Source organism: Bradyrhizobium genosp. L (genome assembly GCF_015624485.1).
Lineage (GTDB): Bacteria > Pseudomonadota > Alphaproteobacteria > Rhizobiales > Xanthobacteraceae > Bradyrhizobium.
In genome coordinates, this window is sequence record NZ_CP061378.1 from 6,860,459 (window position 1) to 6,879,401 (window position 18,943).

The window sequence follows — 18,943 nt, forward strand, 5'->3', positions numbered from 1 at the left end:
CGATTGGCCGATGGGCGAAGCAGCGCGGTTCTGCTAAAAATGTGTTGAACCTTTTCGTCCCGCCCAAGACCCAAATCACAAGGGGAATTGTTGCCCGTGTACCGCCGCGCCGTCCTTTCGCGGACCATGATGTTTGTCGTCGCGCTGTTGTGTACGGCGGTTTCGGCGACGGCCTTTGCGCGCGAATTCCGCACCGCCGACACCCAGAATGAGGACTATCCCACCGTCCAGGCGCTCAACTACATGGGCCGCCTGATCGCCGAGCGCACCGGCGGCCGGCACCGGATCGTGGTCTTCCACTCCCGCCAGCTCGGCGAGGAAAAGGAAACCCTGGAACAGACCCGGGCCGGCGCCATCGACCTCAACCGCACCAATGTGGCGCTGATCGGCACCATGGTGCCCGCCGTGAACGTGCTGGCGATGCCGTTCCTGTTTCGGTCGCTCGAGCACCTGCAAAAAGTGCTCGACGGGCCGATCGGCTCCGAGATCCTGAACAGCTTCGAGCCCTATGGCTTCGTCGGGTTGACCTTCTACGATTCCGGCGCCCGCTCGATCTACAACAGCGTCCGCCCGGTACGGTCGCTCGACGACCTCAAGGGCATGCGGATACGCGTCCAGCAATCGGAGCAAATGTCAGACATGATTCGTGCGCTCGGCGCCGAGCCGGTCGAATTGCCCTACGGCCAGGTGCTGACCGGGCTTGCGACCAGGCTGATCGACGGCGCCGAGAACAACTGGCCGTCCTTCGTCACCACCGGCCACTACAAACATGCCGGCTACTACACGCTGACCCAGCATACCATGAGCCCGGAAGTGCTGGTGATGTCGCTCAAGGCGTGGTCCAGTCTGTCGGCGGAGGACCAGGCGATCTTCCGCGATGCGGCGCAGCGCTCCAGCGTCTATATGCGGGCGAAATGGCATGAGCTCGAGGCGCAGTCGCGCAAGCAGGCGGAGGAGGCAGGCGTCAAGATCATCAGCGACATCGATCGCAAGCCGTTCGAGGCGGCGATGGCCGGCATCTACGCCAAGGCGCAGCGCGATCCCGCGATCGCGGCGCTGATCGACCGCATCCGCAACGTGGAGTAGTCAGATCTTGGCCGCGCCCCGACAGGACAGGACCACGGGACGGCTGCCGGGCTTCGGCCAGCAGGGCCGCTTCCGCATCGTCCAGTTGCTGCGCGCGGTCCCGATCCGCTGGCGCATCCTGTCGATCGCGCTGCTCAACTCCGCCGTCGTGATCGTGCTCGCGGTCTTGATCTGGAACGGCTCCAAGGGGCTCGGCTCGGCCTGGGAGGATGTCCGCCAGGTCCGCGAATCCGACAAGATCCTGGCCAGGCTCGAAAGCGAGACCTCGCGGCTGCAGAACCTGATCCACCGCTATATCAACCAGCCGAGCCCGGATCTGTTCGCGGAGATCCTGCTGCTGCGCGAGGCGGTGCTGGGAACGCTGACCAACCGCGCCTCCACCGATCCGATGCTCTCCGGCTCGGTGGAGGAGCTCGAACGCGCCACCAGCCGCTTCCTCGACGGCTTCGGCGAATTGCGCGGCCTGCAGACCAAGATCACCAAGACCTATGACGATCAGGTTCTGGCGCCGACCCGGGACATGGCCGGTCTCTATTCGATCATCGAGGGCGCGACCGGCCATCGCGACGCGCTGATCTGGCCGGCGCTGGGCAAGTCCCGCGAAGCGTTCACCTCGCTCCTGGTCGCCGCCAACACCTATTATCTCTCGCTCTCCTCGACGTCCGCCGACGAGGCTCGCCGCAATATCGATACGATCGAGAACACGATCCCCGTCATGACCGATCTGGCGGAGAATGACCTGCAGCGCATGGGGCTGGCGCGGCTCAAGGTCAAGACCGCGGAGCTGCGCGACGGGCTCGCCAGGCTCAGCGAACAGCTCACGAGCCGCACCGATTTGTTGCGCAACTCGATCGACGCCAGCCAGGCCGACGCGATCGGCGCGATCGACGGCCTCTCGGTCAAGATGCGCCAACGCGAGCAGAAGGCGCAGGAGCGGTTCGACCGCACCTTGTACTCGATTACGCGCCGGGTGATGCTGATCGCGGTGCTCTTCCTCGGCATCATCCTGTCCGCCGGCGTGATGATCGCGCTGTCGATCCGGCTGCCGCTGGCGCAGATCATGGCGTCGATGCGCGCCATCACCTCGGGCGATTACGACCGTCCGGTGCAAGGCACTTCCGCCAAGGACGAGATCGGCGCGATGGCCCGCGCGGTCGAGGTGTTCCGCGAGAACGCCATCGCCAAGGACAAGACCGAGGACGAGCTGCGCACCGCCAAGGAGAAGGCCGAGACCGCGCTGCTGGAGCTCAACGCCGCGCAGCAGAACCTGATCGACGCCGAGCGGCTTGCCGCGCTGGGCGGCCTGGTCGCCGGCGTCGCGCACGAGGTCAACAACCCGATCGGCATCAGCCTGACGGTCGCCTCGAGCTTCGCCCGGCGCGCCGAGATATTCGAGAGCGACCTGAAGACCGAGCCATTGCGCCGCTCCAGGCTCGACGAATTCGTCCGCAGCTCGCGCGATGCGGCGCAGCAACTGGTCGCCAATTTGCAACGCGCCGGCGAGCTGATCCAGTCCTTCAAGCAGGTCGCGGTCGACCGGTCGCACGCCGAGCGGCGCCAGTTCGGCCTGAGCGAATCGACCGACCAGATCGTGGCGAGCCTGCGGCCGGTGTTGAAGAAGGCCGTCATCACGCTGATGGTCGACGTGCCCGAGGGCCTCCTGATCGACGGCTATCCCGGCGCCTACGGCCAGATCTTAACCAATCTTTTCCTCAACGCCGTCAATCATGCCTTCGCCGATGGCCGCACCGGCACGATCACGATCTCGGCGCGCGGGCGCGGCGCCGACGATGTCGAGATCATCTTCGCCGACGACGGCGCCGGCATGACGCCGGACGTGCAGCGGCAGGCGTTCGACCCGTTCTTCACGACGCGCCGCAACGAAGGCGGCACCGGCCTCGGCCTCCATATCGTCTACAACCTGGTCACCCAGCAGCTCGGCGGCCGCATGATGCTGGAGTCAAGGGTAGGACAAGGCACCACTTTTCGCATTATCATGCCCAGGATCGCCAAAGGGCAGCCGACGGACCAGCCCAAGATCACTGACGCAGCAGCCGACGGAACCAGTCAATGGCCGAACAGGACGATGTCCTCCAACTGATCGACGACACCGAGAGCCCCCCGGAGGACTCGCCGGTCCGGAAATGGAAGATCGCCGTCATCGACGACGATCACGCCGTGCATGAGGGCACCCGCTTCGCGCTGAGCGACTATAATCTGAACGGCGCGACGCTGGAGATCCTCTCGGCCTATTCCGCGGCCGAAGGCCGCACGCTGATGCGGGACAATCCCGATATCGCCGCCGTGCTGCTCGACGTCATCATGGAGACCGACGTCGCCGGTCTCGAGCTCGTCGAATACATCCGCAACGAGATCAAGAACGAGACCGTCCGCATCATCCTGCGCACCGGCCAGCCCGGCCAGGCGCCGGAGCGGCGCGTCATCGTGCAGTACGACATCAACGACTACAAGGCGAAGACCGAGCTCACCGCCGACAAGCTGTTCACCTCGCTGACCGCGGCGCTGCGCAGCTACCAGCAGCTCGAACGCATGGTGCAGACCAGGCGCGGGCTCGAGATCATCATCGACGCCGCCTCCACGCTGTACGACTTCAAGTCGATGCAGCGGCTCGCCGAGGGCGTGCTGACCCAGCTCGCCTCGCTGCTCAACGTCGACTGCGCCGGCATCCTCGTGCTGCGCGACGACGGCAATGCCGCGGCGGCCGACTTCTCGGTGCTGGCCTGCTCGGGCTGCTACAGCCGCTTCATCGGCACCACCTCCTCGAAGGCGCTCGATCCGGACCTGCGCTCGATGGTCGAGGAAGCCTTCCATCGCCGCAAGAACGAATTCGCCGACCATCGCAGCGTGCTCTATTCGCGCACCGGGTCTGGCCGCGAAGTGGTGGTACTGCTGCAGGCCGAGCGCCAGCTCTCCGACACCGACCGCGCGCTGGTCGAGATCTTCTCCAGCCGGCTGTCGATCGCGTTCGACAACGTGATCCTGTACCAGCAGCTGCACGAGGCCAACAGCCAGCTCGAGGACCGCGTCGCGCAGCGTACCCGTGCGCTGATGCAGGCCAACCGGCGGCTGTCGGCGCAGTGGCTGCGGCTGCAGCGCGCCAACGGCTTCAAGAACGAGATTTTGGGCACCGTCGCCCACGATCTGAAGAACCCGCTCGGCGTGATCCTCGGCCGCACCGAGATGCTGACCGAATTGATCGGCGCCGGCTCGCCCAAGGAAAACGTCACCGCGCAGGTCGAGCACATCAGGGACGCCACCAAACGATTGACCTCGATGGTCGATCATCTGATCTCGGATGCGATGGCCGACGCCTTCGACATCACCATCCGCCGCGAGCCGGTCGATGTCGCCGGGCTGGTCAACGAGGTGACCGAGGCCAATTTGCCGTCGGCGGTCAACAAGCAGCAGAGCATCTCGGTGTCCGGGCCGGATCACTTCGTCACGATGTGCGATGCCGACCGGATCCGCGAGGCGATCGACAACCTCGTCAGCAACGCCATCAAATATTCGCCGATCGGCGGCAAGATCACGGTCAGCGTCCGCCATGAGGGCGACAACACCGTGATCCGGATCGCCGACCAGGGCCCCGGCCTCAGCCCGGAGGACCTCGGGCGGCTGTTCGGCCGGTTCCAGCGGCTGTCGGCCAAGCCGACCGCGGGCGAGAGCTCGACCGGCCTCGGGCTTTCGATCGTCAAGCGCATCATCGACATGCATGGCGGCCATGTGACCGCGCAGAGCCCCGGCCCCGGACAGGGCTCGACCTTTACGGTTACACTGCCGGCGACAGAGCACGCATGAGCCAGACACCGCATATCTTCATCGTCGACGACGAGGCGCCGGCCCGGGAGATGGTCGGCGATTACCTCAAGATGCACGGTTTTGGGGTCACCCTGTGCGACGGCGGCAAGAGCCTGCGCAAGGAGATCGAGACCAGCGTGCCCGACCTCGTGGTGCTCGACCTCAACATGCCCGAGGAAGACGGGCTGTCGATCATCCGCGACCTCAAGAGCAAGATCAACGTCCCCGTCATCATGCTGACAGCTACTGCCAGCCCGATCGACCGCGTGGTCGGGCTCGAGCTCGGCGCCGACGACTATGTGGCGAAGCCCTGCGAGCTGCGCGAGCTGATGGCCCGCATCCGCTCGGTGCTGCGGCGGAGCGGGCCGGCCAAGCCCGCCGCACCGGAACCGGCCGCGGCCAAGGCCGACAAGGAACAATTGGTGCGGTTCGGCACCAAATGGCTCGATCTGGAGGCCCAGGCGCTGCGCGACGACGAAGGCAACGAGCACCCGCTGACCGCCTCCGAATTCGGCCTGCTCAAGGTGTTCGCGGCCAACCCCAAGCGCGTGCTGTCGCGCGAGCGGCTGCTGGAACTCGCCAATGCCCGCGACGCCGAAGCCTTCGACCGCGCCGTCGACCTGCGCATCATGCGCATCCGCCGCAAGATCGAGTTCGATCCGACCAAGCCGTCGGTGATCCGCACCATCAGAGGCGGCGGCTATCTGTTCTCGCCGACCGGCGACAAGGCCTAATGTCGTCCCGGCGAAAGCCGGGACCCATAACCACGACGGGTGGTTGTTGGAAGATCGTCGCGCCGCTCGCCCATTACAACCGCCGCGGCGTATGGGTCCCGGCCTTCGCCGGGACGACGGATAGCTGTGCGGCACGCACGGAATCCATGTCGTCAAGGCTGTCAATTCGCGCAGAAATCCCTAAGTTTCCGCCATGCCGAAGACAGCCCCCCAAGCCCCCGCCAAATCCGCTTCCAAAGCCGCGGAGACCGACGCGCCAAAGCCCGTTGCCGCCAAGGCGGCCGCGAAGGGCGACCACATCTTCCTGGTCGATGGCTCGGGCTACATCTTCCGCGCCTATCACGCGCTGCCGCCGCTGAACCGCAAATCGGACGGGCTGCAGGTCAACGCCGTGCTCGGCTTCTGCAACATGCTGTGGAAGCTGCTGCGCGAGATGCCCGAGGACAACCGGCCGACGCATCTGGCGATCATCTTCGACAAGTCGGAGATCACCTTCCGCAACAAACTCTATCCCGACTACAAGGCGCACCGGCCGCCGGCGCCGGACGATCTGATCCCGCAATTCGCGCTGATCCGCGAGGCGGTGCGCGCCTTCGAGTTGCCCTGCCTCGAGCAGGTCGGCTTCGAGGCCGACGACCTGATCGCGACCTATGCCCGGCTCGCCAGCGAGCGCGGCGCGACCACGACGATCGTGTCATCGGACAAGGATCTGATGCAGCTCGTCACCGACAAGGTGGTGATGTTCGACACCATGAAGGACCGCCGCATCGGCCGCGACGAGGTGATCGAGAAGTTCGGCGTGCCGCCGGAGAAAGTCGTCGAAGTGCAGGCGCTGGCCGGCGACTCCACCGACAACGTGCCCGGCGTGCCCGGCATCGGCATCAAGACCGCCGCGCAGCTGATCATCGAATATGGCGATCTCGAGCAGCTCTTGTTCCGCGCCACCGAGATCAAGCAGCCGAAGCGGCGCGAGGCGCTGCTGGAGAATGCCGAGAAGGCGCGGATCTCGCGGCAACTGGTGCTGCTCGACGACAAGGTCGAGCTCGACGTGCCGCTCGATGATCTCGCCGTGCACGAGCCTGACTCGCGCAAGCTGGTCGCCTTCCTCAAGGCGATGGAGTTCTCCACCCTGACCCGCCGCGTCGCCGACTTCGCGCAGATCGATCCGGCCAATGTCGAGGCCGATCCCGGCAACAAGAGCGGCGCCAGCGTGTTCTCGCCGCTGCCGCCGTCGGACGTGACGCCGGCGCCCGGCGACGCGTCAGCTGCCGCGGCGGCGCCAGCCAGGGAACGCGCCAAGCCGAGCGGCGCCCGCGACGACAAGAATTCGAGCCTGAAGGGCACGCCGGCCGCGCTGGCGGAGAGCAGCGGCGAGGCGATCAAGCACATCGGCTTCGATCGCAAGGCCTACCAGACGATCGGCAGCCTCGATCAGCTGAAGACCTTCGTCGCGCGCGTGCAGGACACCGGCTATGTCGCGATCGAGGCGATGTCCGACTCGATCGACCCGATGCAGGCCGAGCTCTCGGGGCTGGCGCTGGCGGTGGCGCCGAACGAGGCCTGCTATGTGCCGCTCGGCCACCGGCAGCCCGGCGGCGGCGCCGGCCTGTTCGACGCCGGCCTCGCGCCGGGCCAGCTCAACGCCGCCGAGGCGCTTACCGCACTGAAGCCGGTGCTGGAATCCGCCGGCATCCAGAAGGTCGGCTGCAACGTCAAGTTCACCGAGGTGATGCTGGCGCAGCACGGCATCACCTTGCGCAACACCGACGACGCCCAATTGATGTCCTATGCGCTCGATGCCGGCCGCGGCTCGCATGCGCCGGAGGCGCTGGCCGAGCGCTGGTTCGGCCATGCGGTGGTCAATTACGGCGGCCTGGTCGGCAGCGGCAAGGGCAAGCTGACCTTCGATCAGGTCACGATCGACAAGGCCACCGAATACGCTGCCGAAAGCGCCGACGTGATCCTGCGGCTGTGGCGCGTGCTGAAGCCGCGCCTCGTCGCCGAGCGGATGACGACGGTCTACGAGACGCTGGAGCGGCCGCTGGTCGCGGTGCTGGCGCGGATGGAACGCCGCGGCATCTCGATCGACCGCCAGGTGCTGTCGCGGCTATCAGGGGATTTCGCCCAGACCGCCGCGCGCGTCGAGGCCGAGATCCAGGAGATCGCCGGCGAGCCGGTCAATGTCGGCAGCCCCAAGCAGATCGGCGACATCATCTTCGGCAAGATGGGATTGTCCGGCGGCACCAAGACCAAGACCGGCGCGTGGTCGACCACCGCGCAGGTGCTCGACGATCTCGCCGAGCAGGGCCACGAATTCCCCAAGAAGATCCTGGAGTGGCGCCAGGTCTCGAAGCTGAAATCGACCTACACCGACGCGCTGCCGAACTACGTCAACCCGCAGACCCATCGCGTGCACACCACCTACGCGCTGGCCGCGACGACGACCGGCCGGCTGTCGTCGAACGAGCCGAACCTGCAGAACATCCCCGTTCGTACCGAGGACGGTCGCAAAATCCGCCGCGCCTTCATCGCGACACCGGGCCACAAGCTGGTGTCGGCTGACTACTCTCAAATTGAATTGCGGCTGCTCGCCGAGATCGCCGACGTGCCGGTGCTGCGGCAGGCGTTCCGCGACGGGCTCGACATTCACGCGATGACCGCGTCGGAGATGTTCGGCGTGCCGATCAAGGACATGCCGAGCGAAGTGCGCCGCCGCGCCAAGGCGATCAATTTCGGCATCATCTACGGCATCTCGGCGTTCGGCCTCGCCAACCAGCTCAGTATCGCCCGCGAGGAAGCCTCGGCCTACATCAAGAAATACTTCGAGCGCTTCCCCGGCATCCGCGCCTATATGGACGAGACCAAGGATGCTTGCCGCAGGAACGGCTACGTCACGACGCTGTTCGGCCGCAAGATGTATTATCCCGACATCAAGGCCTCCAATGCCTCGGTGCGCGCCTTCAACGAGCGCGCCGCGATCAACGCCCGCCTGCAGGGCACCGCCGCCGACATCATCCGCCGCGCCATGATCCGGGTCGAGGGCGCGCTGGCCGAGAAGAAGCTGTCGGCGCAGATGCTGCTGCAGGTGCATGACGAACTGATCTTCGAGGTGCCGGACGACGAGGTCGCCGCGACGCTGCCCGTGGTGCAGAAGGTGATGCAGGACGCGCCATTCCCGGCGGTGCTGCTGTCGCTGCCGCTCCAGGTCGACGCGCGAGCGGCGACCAATTGGGACGAGGCGCACTAGCGAAGCCGCGCATGCGGCTCCGCTCCAGGTAAGGTGAGCACCTGCAGACGGGCTCCCTCCCCCCTTGCGGGGGAGGGTTGGGGAGAGGGGTGCCACACGGGTGGTCTCTCGATCGCGCGTGAACGACGCGAGCGATCTTGCGAGACAAACGTTCGCCTCAATCATCGCGCCCGCGGCTACCCCTCTCCCCACCCTCTCCCGCAAGGGGAGAGGGAGCCTGACCGATGTGCTCACCTTACTTGCAGTGTGCAATTAGTCGTTTCCAAATCCTCGCACCGGCGTTTCGGCGACATTGCTCCGAGAGCAATTCAAACGTGGCCTCGCACCACACCGCGCGCTAAACATGCGCGCATCCCCTCGCGAGTCTTCTCATGCCCCACACATCCGCTTTGCTCGGCTTTGCGTTCGTCTCGCTCGGCATGGTGCTGACGCCGGGGCCGAACATGATCTATTTGATCTCGCGCTCGATCACGCAAGGGCCGGCGGCCGGCATCGTGTCGCTCGGCGGCGTGGCGCTCGGCTTCGTGTTCTACATGCTATGCGCGGCGTTCGGCATCACAGCGCTCTTGTTCGCGATCCCCTACGCCTATGACGCGCTGCGCTTCGCCGGCGCGGCCTATCTGCTGTGGCTGGCGTGGCAGGCCGTGAGGCCCGGCGGCCGCTCGCCGTTCCAGGTCAAGCAGCTTCAGGTCGATGGCCCGCACAAACTGTTCGCGATGGGCTTCGTCACCAACCTATTGAATCCGAAGATCGCGATGCTCTATCTGGCGTTGCTGCCGCAGTTCATCGATCCCGTCGGCGGCAGCGTGCTGGCGCAGTCGGTGATGCTCGGCTCGATCCAGATCGTGATCAGCGTCAGCGTCAATGCGACGATCGCGCTCGCCGCCGGCTCGATCGCGGTGTTCCTCGGCACGCGCCCGACCTGGCTTTTGGTGCAGCGCTGGCTGATGGGCACGGTGCTGGCGGGGCTCGCTATGAAGATGGCGCTGGAGGCGCGGAGGGCGTGAGCCCAACTCGTCATGCGCGGGCTTGACCCGCGTATCCATCGTCTGCGTGAGCAGACAGACAAAGCCTTTCGCGAAGAGGATGGATTGCCGGGTCAAGCCCGGCAATGACACAGCCCATCAATCCAGCTTCGCTTCCATGCCCCGTTTCGTGCCGGGCCGCGCCATCAGCGCGTCGTACCAGCGCTTGACGTTGGGGAAGTCGGATAGCTCGACCTTGTGGCGCGGGTGGCGCCAGGCCCAGCCGAGGATGGCGAAATCCGCCACCGAGAGATCGCCGGCGACGAAGGCGCGCCCGTCGAGCCTGCGGTCCAGCACGCCGTAGAGCCGCCGCGTTTCAGCCATGTAGCGCTTCAAGCCGTAGGCGCGGTCCTGCTCGTTCTCCAGTGCGATGAAATGATGCACCTGGCCCGGCATCGGGCCGAAGCCACCCATCTGCCACATCAGCCACTCGTAGACAGCAATCCGCTCCGCCAGCGGCTTCGGCAGGAACTTGCCGGTCTTCTCGCCGAGATAGAGCAGGATCGCGCCGGATTCGAAGATGCTGACAGGCTTGCCGCCGGGGCCATCGGGATCGACGATCGCCGGGATCTTGTTGTTCGGGCTGATGGCGAGGAAGCCGGGCGCCATCTGCTCGCCCTTTGAGATGTTCACCGGGATCACCTTGTAGGGCAGGCCCATTTCTTCCAGCGCCACGGAAATCTTGCGGCCATTGGGCGTGTTCCAGGTGTGCAGCTCGATGGTCATTTTCGCTTCCCCTCCAACTGTTTGGCGCTTGCTTAAGAGGAATGGAACGGCCGCACAAGCCGCGCTGTCCGCAAGCGCCTCCGCCAAAATCGCGGCGTGAGCGCTGTTGACGGGCCGATTTCCGCGCTGGAATGTGCCGGAAAGCGCCGATAGATTGCCGCCCGCCGCGCAACCCCCAGCCAACCCCTCGAGGGAAGAAGCCTTGTCCAAATCAGCCTCCCGCGCCCGTCTCGCCGAAATCATCCGCAAGCGCTCGTTCGGCCGCGGCGAGATCACCTTGGCATCGGGGCGCAAGAGCGACTTCTATTTCAATTTGAAGCCGACGATGCTCGACCCTGAGGGCGCCGCCCTGCTCGCCGAGCTCACCTATGAGGCGCTGAAGGACGACAGGCTCGATTTCGTCGGCGGGCTCGAGATGGGCGCCGTGCCGCTCGCCGGCGCGATCGCGCAGCTGTCCTGGCTGAAGGGCCATCCGATCGCGGCCTTCTTCGTGCGCAAGAAGCCGAAGGAGCACGGCGCGCGGCTCGCGGTCGAGGGCCTCGCCAAGGGCGAAACGCTCGCCGGCAAGCGCATCGTGATCGTCGAGGACGTCACCACCACGGGCGGCTCGGCGCTGAAGGCGGTGGAAGCGGTGCGCGAAGCCGGCGGCGAGATCGCGCTGGTGTTCACGATGGTCGACCGCGAGGAAGGCGCGACCGAGACGTTTGCCGAGGCGGGGCTGACGTTCCGCGCGCTGTACAAGGCCGGTGAGTTTTTGAAGGGCTGAGCCGCTCGCCGCATTTCCCAGTCGTCATGCCCGGGCTTGACCCGGGCATCCACGTATCTCTCACCGCACTGAATCGACGTCGTGGATGGCCGGGTCAAGCCCGGCCATGACGAGATTGTATCGACCGCGCCATCCGCGTTTCTTCCGTCGCCCCAACCACCGATCAATCCCTCGTTTACCATCCCGCATTATGGTTACTCCGCCGGGGCATCTCGTCGCCGCGGCGTGTTGCGTCGGGTGGAGTTGGCGTTGCGTACAGAGTTGAGTGATCGGCGCGTGCGGCGCTGCGTGATGCTTGTTGCCGCGACGCTTGCGGGTTCCAGCGTGGTGCTGCCCGCCCCTGTCTCGGCCGAAGGCCTGTTCGATCTCTTCTTCGGTGGCGCCCAGAAGCAGCAGAGCCGGCAGGCTCCGCCGCAAGCCAATTTCTTCGCCGATCCATTCGGCAACAACCAGCAGCCCGAGCGGCCGGCGGCGCCGGTGGCGCGTGTTGCAGGCTCCGGCCCGGCGTTCTGCGTGCGCAGCTGCGACGGCAAATATTTTCCGCTGACCATGCGGGGCAATGCCACGCCGGTGCAGATGTGCCAGGCGTTCTGCCCGGCGACCCCGACCAAGGTGTATTACGGCAGCAATATCGACAGCGCATCGTCCAGCACCGGCGCGCGCTATGCCGACAGCGAGAGCGCCTACGCCTATCGCAAGGAACTGCACGCCGACTGCACCTGCAACGGCCGCGATCCGGCGGGCCTCGCGCCGGTCGACCTCGCGCTCGACACCTCACTGCGCGCCGGCGACGTGATCGCCACCACCGACGGCCTCGTCGCCTACACCGGCATCCGCGTCGGCAACGACCAGGCCTTCGACTTCACGCCGGTCGCCTCTTATCCCGGCCTGACCTCCGAGATCCGCGCGCGGCTCGGCGAAATGAAGGTCGCCCCGGTCACCGCCGAGATCGCCGGCGACGCGCCGCTGCCGGAAACAAGACGCGATGTTGGGCCTTCAGCCCCATCCTCGGCAGTGCCGAAGAGCACCACGGCAAAGCCCGCCAAGCGGGCCGAGGCAAATTGATCAGCGGCTGACGATCACGCCGATCACGTTCGGCGCGGCCAGATATTTGTCCTCGATCGCGGCGCGCGCGGCGGCCCGGTTCTCCGGCGTGAGCAGGCCGCGCTTCTCGGCCAGGATCATCCAGCAATAGCCCCACCAGTCGGTCAGCATGCCCTGATCGTCGACCAGATCGTAGCCCGCTTCGGCGGCGAAGATCCGCGCATGGGCCTCGTCGAGCGCATCCAGCCAGGCGTGGTCCGCGACCGAGAACAGGTCGTCGCTGAAATCATCGGTGGTGTAGCCCCAGATCGACATGCAGACCGCGTTGAACTCGCGGTCGATCTGGTCGTCGTCAACCCGCTGCCGCCGCGAGGCCTGATGCAGCCGCGACAGCGAGCGCGCGAAATCGGCAATCCGGGTGAGCGCGAATTGATCAAAGGCGATGGTGGACATGTAGCCCTCGCGGGAACGGGAGACCATAGATGTTGTGTCGGCAGGCGCGCCGAATCACAATGATATATCAAAGACTTGCTAAAGTGTTCTTAATTCGTTCTGGTTGGTTTATGGTTTGTGAGAATGTCGTCCCGGCGAAGGCCGGGACCCATAACCACCGCCGTTCACCGTCTGCACCGTCGGTTGCCAGTGATGACCACGCCCGTTGCTTACTACGTCTACATTCTCGCAAGCCGTAGACACGGAACGCTCTACATCGGTGTCTGTAGTGACCTTGGCAATCGACTAACGTTGCATCGCTCAGGACGTGGCTCGCAGTTCGTCAAGAAGTACGGCGTCACGCGACTTGTTTATGTAGAGATCTACGCCTCGCCGCTGGAAGCGATTGCGCGCGAAAAGGCTCTGAAGGAATGGCGGCGTGATTGGAAAATTCGCTTGATCGAACAAGACAATCCGGAGTGGGGCGACCTGTCCCATCTTATCTGACGGCTGTGGTTATGGGCCCCGGCCTTCGCCGGGGCGACAAATTTGGCGGCCCTAACAGGCCCCCAAAAGCAATTTGGGCCGCTGAGTGATGTCAGCGGCCCGCGTCAATAATTGCTTCGGAATGAAATCGCCCTGCCCCCACGCCGGACAAGCTCTCTCCTAAAGCAATCGTTAAGTTCTGGGAATCCGTGTCATTCCGGTGTTCCCGCATTGAAACCGGCCAACAGCCCACTTGCCCCGGCGGGCCGTGCGCGCGCTGGAGCTTTGCACGCCGCCGAGCCGGTGGCTCAGTTCACGGCCGACAGCAATTTGTCGCCGCACGCGCTGGCGTAGAACTTGCCGCCGCAGTGCCGCTTGATGGCGATGCAACGGGCGGCCGGCGTGGCGTTCTGCGGGACGCTGAAGCCGCAACTCAGACCATCGGCGCTGCGGCCCAGCCTGCCTGCAGCGGCGGCGCTGGTTGCGGTGATGCAGATCACGAGCAGTGCAGCGGCAGCGATCTCGATCAGCAATCTCATCGACGCCTCCTCCGCTAAATCGTCGCAAAGTCACGGCTTTCCGCCTCGATCATAACACCGGTCACAGCGCGCCCGAAGCCCCTCAAATCGGCCCGGTCTTTGCATAAAATGACGGCAGCGCGTTGTGCACGGTCGTCACTCAGACGGGTTTCGATTGCCGTGCAAGGCGCGTATCATTACCTCCGAGCACGATCCGGAAACATCGAAACCGGTGTTCCCCGTCAGGCTCAACAAGGGGATCGGACCATGATGCGCGTGACCGCGTCATGATCCGGAAAAATCTGAACGGCAGGGATTGGGCGCGTTGCACGAACTCACAAACCAACCGGCGTTGAACCAGCCGGTCGATGAACTGGCGCTGACCGACATCAAGGGCGCGATCCTCACCAAGTTGCGGCTTGCGATCGGCAAGGATGCGACGATGGCGACGCGGCGCGACTGGTACAAGGCGGCGGCGCTGGCGCTGCGCGACCGCATCGTGCATCAGTGGCTGACGGCCGAGAAGCAGAGCTACGACGCCGGCGCCAAGCGGGTCTATTACCTGTCGCTCGAATTCCTGATCGGTCGTCTGTTCACCGACGCGCTGAACAATATGGGCCTGCTGTCGGTGTTCGAGGCCGCGCTCGGCGATCTCGGCGTCGACCTGTCGGACCTGCGCAAATGCGAGCCGGATGCGGCGCTCGGCAATGGCGGCCTCGGGCGTCTCGCCGCCTGCTTCATGGAGAGCATGGCGACCCTGGCGATCCCGGCGATCGGCTACGGCATCCGCTACGATTTCGGCCTGTTTCGCCAGATCATGAAGGAGGGCTGGCAGCAGGAATATCCCGACGAATGGCTCGCCTTCGGCAACCCCTGGGAATTCCAGCGGCCGGAGGTGGTTTATAACATCCATTTCGGCGGCACCGTCGAGCATGTCGACGACCGCGGCCGCGATCGCGCCACCTGGCATCCGGCGGAAACCGTCGAGGCGATGGCCTACGACACGCCGATCGTCGGCTGGCGTGGCCAGCACGTCAACGCGCTTCGGCTGTGGTCGGCGCATGCGCCCGATCCGCTCAAGCTCGACGTCTTCAATACCGGCGACTATGTCTCGGCCAATGCCGAGCAGGCGCGCGCGGAGGCGATCTGCAAATTCCTCTATCCGAACGACGAGAGCGCGGCGGGCCGCGAGCTCAGGCTGCGCCAGGAATATTTCTTCGTCTCGGCCTCGCTGCAGGATCTCGTCAAGCGGCATCTCTCCTCCGACGGCGGCCTGCGCAACCTTGCGCAGAAGGCCGCGGTGCAGCTCAACGACACCCATCCGAGCCTTGCCGTCACCGAGCTGATGCGCATCCTGGTCGACCTGCACAATTTCCGCTGGGACGAGGCCTGGAAGATCACGGTCGCGACGCTGTCCTACACCAATCACACGCTGCTGCCGGAGGCGCTGGAGACCTGGCCGGTGGAGCTGTTCGAGCGGCTGCTGCCGCGGCATCTCGAGATCATCTACCGGATCAACGTGGCCCACCTTGCGCTCGCCGAGGAGCGCTGCCCCGGCGACATCGAATATCGCGCTTCGGTGTCGCTGATCGACGAGCGGAGCGGCCGCCGGGTGCGGATGGGCCAGCTCGCCTTCGTCGGCTCGCACCGCATCAACGGCGTCTCGGCGATGCATTCCGATCTGATGAAGGAGACCGTGTTCCACGATCTCCATCACCTCTATCCCGGCCGCATCACCAACAAGACCAACGGCATCACCTTCCGCCGCTGGCTGATGCTGGCCAATCCCCGCCTCACCGCGCTGTTGCGCGAGGCCTGCGGCGATGCCGTGCTGGACGATTTCTCGCTGCTGGAACGGCTCGAGACCCACTCCAGCGATCTCGAATTCCAGAAGCGTTTCCGCGACGTCAAGCACCACAACAAGCTGGCGCTGTCGCGCCTGATCGGCGAGCGCAACAACATCAAGCTCGATCCGTCGGCGCTGTTCGACGTGCAGATCAAGCGCATCCATGAATACAAGCGGCAGCTGCTCAATATCCTGGAGACGATCGCGCTCTACCACGCGATGAAGGACGAGCCTGACGCAAACTGGGTGCCGCGGGTCAAGATTTTCGCCGGCAAGGCGGCGGCGAGCTACCGTTACGCCAAGCTGATCATCAAGCTGATCAATGACGTTGCCGAGGTCGTCAACAACGACGCCTCGCTCAATGGCAGACTGAAAGTCGCCTTCCTCGCCGACTACAATGTCAGCCTCGCCGAGGTGATCATCCCGGCCGCCGATCTCTCCGAGCAGATCTCGACCGCCGGCATGGAGGCATCCGGCACCGGCAACATGAAGCTCGCGCTCAACGGCGCGTTGACCGTCGGCACGCTGGACGGCGCCAATATCGAGATCCGCGACGCGGTCGGGGCGGAGAACATCGCGATCTTCGGCCTCGAGGCCGGCGACGTCATGGTCCGCCGCAAGCAGGGCCTGGACGCCAGCGACATCATCCGCAGGTCGCCGCGGCTGGAGCGCGCGATCCGCGCCATCGAGAGCGGCGAATTCTCGCCCGGCGATCCGGCCCGCTTCGCCTCGATCGGCCACGCGCTGCGCTATCTCGACCACTACATGGTCTCGGCCGATTTCGATTCCTACTACGACGCGCAGCGCGGCATCGACGCGCGCTGGCAGATTCCCCCGGCCTGGACCCGCGCGAGCATCCTCAACGTCGCGCGGATGGCGTGGTTCTCCTCCGACCGCACCATCCGCGAATATGCCGAGGAGATCTGGCACGTCCCGGTGCATCCGAGCGCCCCACCACTGATTGGCGCCCGGCGCGAGGCCAAGGGGTAACCAGCGGGAATCCCGGCGCGCGGAAATCCATGACCTCAGACGTCATTGAAATCCGAAACATAGCCCGCGATATTGCTGACGGCCGTCCGCCGTCATTGCGAGCCACCCGGTCGGCGCAAAGCGCCGCCGGATGACAAGCTCCGCGAAGCAATCCATCATTCCACATATGCGGAGCCATGGATTGCTTCGTCGCTTCGCTCCTCGCAATGACGACGGACAGACTTTGCATTCGAGGATTTGATGCTCACCAAGACCCCGCATTTGTTCGACGAAGCCACCGCCGTCACCGCCGGCGACAGCCGCTGGCAGGGGCGGACCAGCCCGGATTACTGGGCGTTCGTCGGCCCGTTCGGCGGCTGCACCGCCGCGACGATCCTGCGCGCGCTGATGCAGCATCCGCAGCGCGCCGGGGATCCGCTGGCGCTGACGGTGAACTACTGCGCGCCGATCGCCGAGGGCGCGTTCGATCTCGATGTCCGCCTGGTGAAAGCCAATCGCTCGAGCCAGCACTGGTCGGTCGAGATGACGCAAGGCCGCGGCGAGGTCGCGACGCTGGCGACCGCCGTTTTCGCCGAGCGTCGGCCGTCATGGTCGCACCAGCCCGTCGAATTCCCCGGCGCAAAACCGTTCGAACAACTCAGGCCCCATCCCAAGCTGAAGATGACCTGGGCGAACCAGTACGACTTCCGCTTCATTGACGGCGAACCGAAGCTCGGAGCCGCCGCGCCGGACGAGCCGTCGAGCGCCTATTCGAAGATGTGGATTGCCGACCGCGTGCCGCGCAAGGTCGATGCGCTGTCGCTGATGTCGATGTCGGACGCGTTCTTTGGCCGTGTGTTCCATGCGCGGCATGAGCTGGTTCCGTTCGGCACGGTGTCGCTGACGACCTACTTTCACGCCGATACGGAAGACCTCGACGCCGAGGATACCACCCGCCTGCTCGCGGTGGCGGACGCGAAGATTTTCCACAAGAGCTACGGCGATCAGCACGGAGAATTGTGGTCGCCCTCCGGCCGCCTGCTCGCCACCACGACGCAAATCGCCTATTTCAAGGCGTAGAGTGTTTTGCGGCGGAGGGTGGGCAAAGCGAAGCGGGCCCACCCTCGGGAGCACGGCTGGGACTGGTGGGCACGCTTCGCTTTGCCCACCCTGCGAGGCCACGACGCATGTCTGACACGTCAAAACATCAGCGCATCGCGCTGCTCGGCGTTCCCATCGAGATCGGCGCATCGCAGGCCGGTCCGCTGATGGGACCGGACGCGTTGCGCACGGCAGGAATCGCGCGCCTGCTCGAGCAGCTGGGCTTCCAGGTCGACGATCACGGCAACCTAGCGATCCCGGCCGTCGTCGCCGACGGCGAGGCGCCGGCCAACACCAGATTCTATGACGAGGTGAAGACCTGGACCCGCGCGCTGTCGGAGCGCGCCTATTGGCTGGCGCATTCCGGCGCGATCCCGATCTTCATGGGCGGCGACCATTCGCTGTCGATGGGATCGGTCAACGGCGTCGCGCGCTACTGGCAGGAAAAAGACCGGCCGCTGTTCGCGCTGTGGGTCGACGCCCATACCGACTACAACACGCCGGCCACCACCATCACCGGCAACATGCACGGCATGTCGGCCGCTTTCCTGTGCGGCGAGGACGGGCTCGACGATTTGCTGGGTGGGCTGCCGCGCGCCACCATCCCGCCCGACCAGCTCGACGTGATCGGCGCGCGCTCGATCGATCCGCTGGAGCGCAAACTGCTGAAGCAGCGCAACGTCTCGATAGCAGACATGCGCCAGATCGACGAGTTCGGCGTCGCCGTGCTGACGCGACGCGTGATCGAGCGCGTGCGCGCGAAGAACGGCGTGCTGCACGTCTCGTTCGACGTCGATTTCCTCGATCCGTCGGTGGCGCCGGGCGTCGGCACCACGGTGCCGGGTGGTGCGACCTATCGGGAAGCGCATCTGATCATGGAGCTGCTGCACGATTCCGGACTGGTGTGCTCGCTCGACATCGTCGAGCTCAACCCCTTCCTCGACGAACGCGGCCGCACCGCCCGCGTCGCGGTCGAACTGATCGGCAGCCTGTTCGGATTGCAGATCACGGATCGGCAGACGCCGAGCAACGCGGTGCTGCCTGAGATGGGGGAGTAGCGGCGCGCGACCACGCAGTCCCGTCATCCTGAGGTGCGCGTGAGTATGTGATTCACAAGCGGCGCCAAATCTCCAGAGTCGTCCCG

At 65.3% G+C, this 18,943-nt stretch carries 15 protein-coding genes; 12 read left to right on the forward strand and 3 right to left on the reverse strand.

The annotated features are described in order from the left end of the window. Positions 1-90: 90 nt before the first annotated feature. The 6 genes from IC762_RS32680 to IC762_RS32705 all read left to right on the forward strand — a co-directional run bounded on the left by IC762_RS32680 (position 91) and on the right by IC762_RS32705 (position 9,893). Entirely contained in the window at positions 91-1,086 is a 996-nt protein-coding gene (locus IC762_RS32680) for a TRAP transporter substrate-binding protein (RefSeq protein WP_195786188.1), read from the forward strand. A gap of 43 nt (positions 1,087-1,129) precedes the next feature. Further along, complete coding sequence (locus tag IC762_RS32685; protein WP_195790392.1) at positions 1,130-3,187, forward strand: sensor histidine kinase; 2,058 nt, start codon at positions 1,130-1,132, stop codon at positions 3,185-3,187. Beyond that, positions 3,157-4,905 (forward strand): ATP-binding response regulator, encoded by a 1,749-nt coding sequence (locus IC762_RS32690; protein WP_195786189.1) that lies wholly within the window; start codon positions 3,157-3,159, stop codon positions 4,903-4,905. The genes IC762_RS32685 and IC762_RS32690 overlap by 31 nt, the downstream gene beginning before the upstream one ends. After that, positions 4,902-5,639, forward strand: coding sequence for a response regulator (locus tag IC762_RS32695; RefSeq protein WP_195786190.1), 738 nt, complete (start codon positions 4,902-4,904; stop codon positions 5,637-5,639). Before IC762_RS32690 ends, IC762_RS32695 begins: the two co-directional genes overlap by 4 nt. A 193-nt stretch (positions 5,640-5,832) precedes the next feature. Beyond that, positions 5,833-8,886 (forward strand): DNA polymerase I, encoded by a 3,054-nt coding sequence (gene polA, locus IC762_RS32700; protein WP_195786191.1) that lies wholly within the window; start codon positions 5,833-5,835, stop codon positions 8,884-8,886. A 371-nt stretch (positions 8,887-9,257) separates the two neighbouring features. Continuing rightward, the gene (locus tag IC762_RS32705) at positions 9,258-9,893 is read left to right on the forward strand and encodes a LysE family translocator (protein ID WP_195786192.1); all 636 of its coding nucleotides are present in this window, start codon (positions 9,258-9,260) and stop codon (positions 9,891-9,893) included. A gap of 117 nt (positions 9,894-10,010) precedes the next feature. On the opposite strand, the gene IC762_RS32710 is transcribed toward IC762_RS32705, so the two are convergent. Then, the gene (locus IC762_RS32710; RefSeq protein ID WP_195786193.1) at positions 10,011-10,637 is read right to left on the reverse strand and encodes a glutathione S-transferase family protein; all 627 of its coding nucleotides are present in this window, start codon (positions 10,635-10,637) and stop codon (positions 10,011-10,013) included. 202 nt (positions 10,638-10,839) lie between these two features. Here IC762_RS32710 and pyrE point away from each other — a divergent pair, with 202 nt between their 5' ends. After that, positions 10,840-11,403: an orotate phosphoribosyltransferase gene (pyrE, locus tag IC762_RS32715; protein ID WP_195786194.1), complete on the forward strand. Its 564-nt coding sequence runs from the start codon at positions 10,840-10,842 to the stop codon at positions 11,401-11,403. Between the two features lie 291 nt (positions 11,404-11,694). Beyond that, a complete protein-coding gene (locus IC762_RS32720) occupies positions 11,695-12,468 on the forward strand; it encodes a DUF2865 domain-containing protein (protein WP_195790393.1) in 774 nt (257 codons plus the stop codon). On the opposite strand, the gene IC762_RS32725 is transcribed toward IC762_RS32720, so the two are convergent. After that, a complete protein-coding gene (locus IC762_RS32725; protein ID WP_195786195.1) occupies positions 12,469-12,900 on the reverse strand; it encodes a hypothetical protein in 432 nt (143 codons plus the stop codon). A gap of 192 nt (positions 12,901-13,092) precedes the next feature. Here IC762_RS32725 and IC762_RS32730 point away from each other — a divergent pair, with 192 nt between their 5' ends. Then, positions 13,093-13,386 (forward strand): GIY-YIG nuclease family protein, encoded by a 294-nt coding sequence (locus tag IC762_RS32730; protein ID WP_195786196.1) that lies wholly within the window; start codon positions 13,093-13,095, stop codon positions 13,384-13,386. A gap of 287 nt (positions 13,387-13,673) precedes the next feature. Here the strand turns inward: IC762_RS32730 and IC762_RS32735 are convergent, their stop codons facing one another. Further along, the gene (locus IC762_RS32735) at positions 13,674-13,904 is read right to left on the reverse strand and encodes a hypothetical protein (RefSeq protein ID WP_195786197.1); all 231 of its coding nucleotides are present in this window, start codon (positions 13,902-13,904) and stop codon (positions 13,674-13,676) included. A gap of 295 nt (positions 13,905-14,199) precedes the next feature. On the opposite strand from IC762_RS32735, the gene IC762_RS32740 reads away from it, so the two are divergent. The 3 genes from IC762_RS32740 to rocF all read left to right on the forward strand — a co-directional run bounded on the left by IC762_RS32740 (position 14,200) and on the right by rocF (position 18,857). After that, a complete protein-coding gene (locus IC762_RS32740; RefSeq protein ID WP_433995866.1) occupies positions 14,200-16,719 on the forward strand; it encodes a glycogen/starch/alpha-glucan phosphorylase in 2,520 nt (839 codons plus the stop codon). A 240-nt stretch (positions 16,720-16,959) separates the two neighbouring features. After that, a complete protein-coding gene (locus tag IC762_RS32745; protein ID WP_195786199.1) occupies positions 16,960-17,778 on the forward strand; it encodes an acyl-CoA thioesterase in 819 nt (272 codons plus the stop codon). Positions 17,779-17,885: 107 nt separating this feature from the next. Then, the gene (rocF, locus tag IC762_RS32750; RefSeq protein WP_195786200.1) at positions 17,886-18,857 is read left to right on the forward strand and encodes an arginase; all 972 of its coding nucleotides are present in this window, start codon (positions 17,886-17,888) and stop codon (positions 18,855-18,857) included. The last annotated feature ends 86 nt before the right edge of the window (positions 18,858-18,943 follow it).

Coding starts and splice junctions, on each gene's coding strand:
- IC762_RS32745 (WP_195786199.1), top strand. CDS start 16,960: ATGCTCACCAAGACCCCGCATTTGTTCGACGAAGCCACCGCCGTCACC.
- rocF (WP_195786200.1), top strand. CDS start 17,886: ATGTCTGACACGTCAAAACATCAGCGCATCGCGCTGCTCGGCGTTCCC.
- IC762_RS32690 (WP_195786189.1), top strand. CDS start 3,157: ATGGCCGAACAGGACGATGTCCTCCAACTGATCGACGACACCGAGAGC.
- IC762_RS32695 (WP_195786190.1), top strand. CDS start 4,902: ATGAGCCAGACACCGCATATCTTCATCGTCGACGACGAGGCGCCGGCC.
- IC762_RS32730 (WP_195786196.1), top strand. CDS start 13,093: ATGACCACGCCCGTTGCTTACTACGTCTACATTCTCGCAAGCCGTAGA.
- IC762_RS32725 (WP_195786195.1), bottom strand. CDS start 12,900: ATGTCCACCATCGCCTTTGATCAATTCGCGCTCACCCGGATTGCCGAT.
- polA (WP_195786191.1), top strand. CDS start 5,833: ATGCCGAAGACAGCCCCCCAAGCCCCCGCCAAATCCGCTTCCAAAGCC.
- IC762_RS32735 (WP_195786197.1), bottom strand. CDS start 13,904: ATGAGATTGCTGATCGAGATCGCTGCCGCTGCACTGCTCGTGATCTGC.
- IC762_RS32710 (WP_195786193.1), bottom strand. CDS start 10,637: ATGACCATCGAGCTGCACACCTGGAACACGCCCAATGGCCGCAAGATT.
- IC762_RS32705 (WP_195786192.1), top strand. CDS start 9,258: ATGCCCCACACATCCGCTTTGCTCGGCTTTGCGTTCGTCTCGCTCGGC.
- IC762_RS32720 (WP_195790393.1), top strand. CDS start 11,695: ATGCTTGTTGCCGCGACGCTTGCGGGTTCCAGCGTGGTGCTGCCCGCC.